The following is a 6,000-nucleotide window of genomic DNA, read 5'->3' on the forward strand; positions in this document are numbered from 1 at the left end:
CCGGTCCTGCCCGGTACAACCAGGTCGGTGCCCGTCGTCATCCCCCGGCTCGTGGTCGTCCCGGGGCTGGGCCTGGACGGGCGGTCGTGGTCACGGCTGCGCCGGCGGTCGCCCGCCGACGTCGTGCTCCTACCCGGGATGGGCCGGTCTGCACCTGTGCCCCCGCTCGACGCGCTGGCCGCCCGGCTGCGGGACCGGCTCGGCCCCGGCCCGGTCGTGCTGGCCGGCCACTCGCAGGGCTGCCAGGTGGTGGCCGCGGCCGCCGTCGACCCCCGGGTGGCCGGCGTCGTCCTGCTCGGCCCGTCGACCGACCCGCGGCTGCGCCGGCCCGCCCGGCTGGCCGGGCGGTGGCTGCGGACCGCGCTGCACGAGCCCTGGTGGCAGGCGCCGCTGATCGTCGCCCAGTGGCTGACCACCGGCCCGCGGGCGATGCGGGCGCTGTGGCGGGTGGCCGCGCCCGACCGCATCGACGTCCGGCTGCGCCGCGTCGGCGTCCCGGTGACCGTCGTCCGCGGCACGCGGGACCGGCTCTGCGACGCCGACTGGGCCGCCGCGGTGGCCGCCGCCGCGCCGTCGGGCCGGGTGGTCGAGGTGCCCGGGGCGGGGCACATGACGGTGCAGACCCACCCGGACGCCGTCGCCGCCGTCCTCCGGGAGGTTCTCGGAACGGCGGCGGTCGCGGAGGAGGGGGGACGCGCCTCCGGCGTGTCACCATGACGGCATGGCCTCCACGTCCGCCTCGGCCGGCGCACTGCTGCACCACGTGCGCACCGGCCGCGCGCGGAGCCGCGCGGAGCTGGTCGCGCTCACCGGGGCCGCGCGCAACACCGTCAGCGCTCGCGTCGACCAGCTGATCGCCGCCGGCCTGCTGCAGGAGGGCGGCCGCGGCGGCAGCACCGGCGGGCGCCCCCCGACCCTGCTGCGGTTCAACAGCGGCGCCGGCTGCGTGCTCGCCGTCGACCTGGGGGTCACCAGCGTCGACGTCGCGGTCACCGACCTGTCCGCGCAGATCCTGGCCACCGTCGGGCACCCGATCGACATCGCCGACGGTCCCGACGTGGTGCTCGCCGAGGTGGACCGGCTGGCGCAGAAGGTGCTCGCCGACGCCGGGCTGACCCCGGCCGACGTGTGCGCCGTCGGGGTGGGCGTGCCGGGGCCGGTGGAGTTCTCGACCGGCCGGCCGTCGCACCCGCCGATCATGCCGGGCTGGCACGACCACGACATCCCCGGCGCCTTCGCCCGCTACGGCTGCCCGGTCCTCGTCGACAACGACGTCAACGTCATGGCGCTCGGGGAGATCGGCGTCGGCGGCTCGGCCGAGGACGTGCTGGTGGTCAAGGTCGGCACCGGCATCGGCTGCGGGGTCATCGTCGACGGCGAGGTCTACCGGGGCGCGCAGGGCAGCGCCGGCGACATCGGGCACATCCACGTGCCGACGCCGGACGGCCGCACGGTGCTCTGCCGGTGCGGCAACGAGAACTGCCTCGAGGCGCTCGCCGGCGGTGGCGCGCTGCTGCGCGACGCCGTCGAGGCGGGGCTGCCGGTGACCAGCACCCGGCAGGTCATCGAGCTCGCCGCGCAGGGCGACGGCCCGGCGCTGGAGCTGGTCCGGCGGGCCGGGCGCACCATCGGCACGGTGCTGGCCGCGCTGGTCAACTTCTTCAACCCGCACCGGATCGTGATGACCGGCGGGGTCGCGCAGGCCGGCGCGCCGCTGCTGGCCGGCATCCGCGAGGCGGTGTACGGCCGCTCGATGCCGCTGGCCGCCCGCGCGCTGGAGATCAGCGTCAGCGACGCCCCCGACCTGTCCGGCCGGGTGGGCGCCGCGCTCATGGCCATCCAGGGCTACCTCGACGAGGACTCCGTCCACCAGGCCCTCGCGCGCTGAGTCACCGTCTGTCGCCAGGAGGCGACAGAAATGGCCATTTCCGCCCCTGGCCTGGGCGCTGCAGGTCTCGGTTCGGTGACACCGCTCACGGAGTCTTGACCCCTTGTGACTCCGTTCATATGGTCACCGCTGCACAGACTAATGGTCAGCGTTGAGCAGAAGTCCGAGGTGAGGCCATGCCCCCGGCAGGACCGCCGCTGTTGGAGATGCACGGCATCGTCAAGACCTTCCCGGGCGTCCGCGCGCTCGGTGGCGTGGACCTCGACGTCCGCGCGGGGGAGGTGCACTGCCTCCTCGGCCAGAACGGCGCCGGCAAGTCGACCCTGATCAAGGTCCTCGCCGGTGCCCACCAGCCCGACGAGGGCGTCATCTCCTGGCGCGGCGAGCAGGTCCGGCTGTCCACGCCGCAGGCCGCGCTGGGCCTGGGCATCGCGACGATCTACCAGGAGCTGGACCTCGTCGCCGGGCTCACCGTCGCCGACAACGTCTTCCTCGGCCGGGAGCAGGCCCAGATGGGCTTCGTGCGGCCGCGCGAGCTCAACCGGCGGGCGGGGGAGCTGCTCACCCGGCTCGGCCACCCCGAGATCCGCCCGGGCGCCGAGGTCGGGTCGCTGCCCGCGGCCTCCCAGCAGATGGTGAGCATCGCGCGGGCGCTGTCCCAGGACGCGCGGCTGATCATCATGGACGAGCCCTCGGCGGTCCTCGACAACGAGGAGGTCGAGCGGCTGTTCACGGTCATCCGCGACCTCACCGCCCACGACGTCGCCGTCGTCTACATCTCCCACCGGCTGGAGGAGATCCGCGAGATCGGCGACCGGATCACCGTCCTCAAGGACGGCCGGACCGTCGCCACCGGGCTGCCGGCCCGGGAGACGCCGACCCGCGAGGTCATCACCCTGATGACCGGCCGGGACATCGAGTACGTCTTCCCGGAGCGCCACCACCGGTCCGCGCCCACCGCCGAGCCGGTGCTCGAGGTCGAGGGTCTGTCGCTGCGCGGCTCCTTCACCGACGTCTCCTTCACCGTGCGGCCGGGCGAGATCGTCGGGCTGGCCGGGCTGGTCGGCTCGGGCCGGTCGGAGATCCTCGAGACCGTCTACGGCGCCCGCCGCGCCACCGGCGGCACCGTCCGCGTGGACGGGCGCCGGCTGCGGCACGGCGACGTCGGCGTCGCGGTGGCCGCGGGCGTCGGGCTCGCGCCGGAGGAGCGCAAGAGCCAGGCGCTGCTGCTGGGCGAGTCCGTCGCCCGCAACATCAGCATCTCCAGCCTGGCCCGCTTCGCCCGCGGCGGCTTCCTGTCCGGCTCCGCCGAGCGCGACGCCGCCCGCGAGCAGGTGAGCGCGCTGGAGGTCCGCCCGGCCGACGTCACCCGCGAGGTGCGGACGCTGTCCGGCGGCAACCAGCAGAAGGTCGTGCTCGCCCGCTGGCTGCTGCGCGACTGCCGGGTGCTGCTGCTCGACGAGCCCACCCGCGGCGTCGACGTCGGGGCGCGCTCGGAGATCTACGCGCTGGTGCGCGACCTCGCCGACCGCGGCGTCGCGGTGGTCGTCGTCTCCAGCGAGATCCCGGAGGTGCTCGGTCTGGCCGACCGGGTCCTCGTCGTCGCGGAGGGCCGGGTGCTGGCGGAGGAGCCCGCCTCGGCCCTCGACGAGCACCGCGTGCTCGACCTGGTCATGGAGGGGACGTCGACGCACGGCGTCCCGGTGCACGAAGGGGACGTCGCATGAGTGAGGGCAGCACGGCGCTGGTCACGGGGACGGGCAAGGAGCAGGCCCGCCGGGGCGGTCCCGGCGGGTTCCTGGGCGGCGCCGCCGGCCGCAACCTGGGCCTGGTCGTCGCCCTGGTCGTCCTGTGCGTGGTCGGCGTGATCACGGCGGGGGACCGCTTCGCCGACGTCGACAACATCCTGACCATCCTGCGGCTGGCCTCGGTCATCGGCGTGGTCAGCGTCGGGATGACGTTCGTGATCATCGGCGGCGGCATCGACCTGTCGGTCGGGGCGCTGGTGGCGCTGGCGTCGGTGTGGGCCACCACGCTGGCCACCCAGCAGATGGCCGAGGACTTCCACTGGATCGTCATGGTCTTCACCGCGCTGGTCGTCGGTGCGGTGGCCGGGCTGATCAACGGCGTGGTCATCGCCTACGGCAGGCTCGCCGCCTTCATCGCCACCCTGGCCATGCTCACCGCCGCCCGCGGCCTGGCGGAGATCATCGCGAACCGGCGCACCCAGATCGTGCGGGACCGGGACTTCCTGGCCTTCTTCTCCGGTGACGTGCTCGGCATCCCGACGCTGGTGATCATCTTCGCGCTGGTCGCGATCGCCGGGTGGGTGCTGCTCAACCGGACCACCTTCGGCCGGCGCACCTTCGCGGTCGGCGGCAACGCCGAGGCCGCCCGCCTCGCGGGCATCCGCGTGCAGCGGCACACCGTCAAGCTCTACGTGCTCTCCGGCATCACCTGCGGCATCGCCGCGGTGATGATGATGGCGCGGACGACGACGGGCAGCTCGACCCACGGCACGCTCTACGAGCTCGACGCCATCGCCGCGGTCGTCATCGGCGGGACGCTGCTCATCGGCGGGCGCGGGACGATCGTCGGCACCGTCTTCGGCGTCCTCGTCTTCGAGACGCTCGGCAACATCTTCACGCTCAACAACCTGTCGAGCTCGGCGCAGGCCGTGGCGACCGGCGTGATCATCGTCCTCGCCGTCCTGCTGCAGCAGCGGCTGGCCACCGGCGGTTTCAGCTTCCGCCGGCCCACCGCGGGACCGCCGTCCGGTGGCCTGCCCGCCACGGGCGGCCCGGGCGGCCCGGGCGGGGCGGTCTCCGGCGGCTCGGCCGTCGAGGGCGGACCGGGCGGCACCCGTCCGGCCTCGAGCGGCAAGACCCTCTGACTCCCGGCGCGCGACCCGCGCGCCGGACCGCACCACCCACCGGACCCCCGTCCGGTGGCAGCCCACCCGCCTCCGGAGAGGGGGCGACACCCGAGGAGAGAGCATGTCTGCAACGAGGCAGCGTCCGTTCCGCCGCCTGCCGTACGCCACGGTCGCCCTGCTCAGCGCGGGCGTGCTCGTGGCCGGCTGCACGAGCAACACCCCGGAGGCGTCGGGCGGCGGCGGCGGGGGCAACCAGGCCGCCAGCGACAACGACGAGGCCGGCGACACCGTCACCATCGGCTTCTCGGCGCCGGCCGCCGACCACGGCTGGATGGCCGGCATCACCGAGGCCGCCCGCGCCGAGGCCGAGAACTACGAGGACGTCGAGCTGGTGGTCGCGGAGGGCACCAACGACGTCAGCACCCAGATCAGCCAGGTGGAGACGTTCATCAACGACGGCGTCGACGCGATCGTGCTGCTGCCCTTCGACGGCGCGGCGATGACCCCGGTCGCGCTGCAGGCGATGGAGGCCGGCATCCCGGTCATCAACGTCGACCGCGAGTTCGACAGCCCGTTCGCCGCCCGGGCGACGGTCCTCGGCGACAACTACGGCATGGGTGTCTCCGCCGGCACCTACATCTGCGAGCAGCTGGGCGACAACCCCGACGCCGTCGTCGCGGAGATCGCCGGCATCGACTCGCTGCCGCTGACCCAGGACCGCAGCCAGGGCTTCGCCGACGCGCTGGCGGAGTGCGGTCTCGACGTCGACAACCGCGTCGCCGCCGACTTCACCGTCGAGGGCGGCGAGGAGGCCGCGGCCAACCTGCTCCAGGCCGCGCCGCAGATCGACGCCATCTGGAACCACGACGACGACCAGGGCGTCGGCGTCCTGGCCGCCATCGAGAACGCCGGCCGCGACGAGTTCTTCATGGTCGGCGGCGCCGGCTCGGCCAACGCCATGCGGGCGATCCAGGAGGGCAACTCGGTCCTCCAGGCGACGGTCATCTACCCGCACACGCAGGCCGCCGACGGCATCAAGCTCGCCCGGCTCGTGGCGCAGGACAAGAGCCTGTCGGACCTGACCTCGCAGGGCGTCCCGCGGCGGACGGTGCTGAACGCGCCGGTGGTCACCGCGGACAACGTCGACCAGTACATCGACGCCGCCTTCGAGTCCTGATCCACCCCGGGGGGGGGGGGGGGGGGGGGGGGGGGGGGGGGGGGGGGGGGGGGGGGGGGG

General features: G+C 74.5%; 5 protein-coding genes. All 5 read left to right on the forward strand.

What is annotated here, in order from left to right:
• Positions 1-27 precede the first annotated feature (27 nt).
• Positions 28-717, forward strand: a complete 690-nt coding sequence (locus tag ACI798_RS17540; RefSeq protein ID WP_456942736.1) for an alpha/beta fold hydrolase — start codon at positions 28-30, stop codon at positions 715-717.
• Between the two features lie 4 nt (positions 718-721).
• A complete protein-coding gene (locus tag ACI798_RS17545; protein WP_456942737.1) occupies positions 722-1,888 on the forward strand; it encodes an ROK family protein in 1,167 nt (388 codons plus the stop codon).
• Positions 1,889-2,064: 176 nt separating this feature from the next.
• Positions 2,065-3,615 carry a sugar ABC transporter ATP-binding protein gene (locus tag ACI798_RS17550; protein ID WP_457048527.1) on the forward strand — a complete coding sequence of 517 codons (1,551 nt, stop codon included), beginning with the start codon at positions 2,065-2,067 and terminating at the stop codon, positions 3,613-3,615.
• Entirely contained in the window at positions 3,612-4,781 is a 1,170-nt protein-coding gene (locus ACI798_RS17555) for an ABC transporter permease (protein ID WP_456942739.1), read from the forward strand. The genes ACI798_RS17550 and ACI798_RS17555 overlap by 4 nt, the downstream gene beginning before the upstream one ends.
• Positions 4,782-4,884: 103 nt before the next feature.
• A complete protein-coding gene (locus tag ACI798_RS17560; RefSeq protein ID WP_457048528.1) occupies positions 4,885-5,940 on the forward strand; it encodes a substrate-binding domain-containing protein in 1,056 nt (351 codons plus the stop codon).
• Positions 5,941-6,000: the final 60 nt, after the last annotated feature.

The organism is Geodermatophilus sp. SYSU D01045 (genome assembly GCF_054050295.1).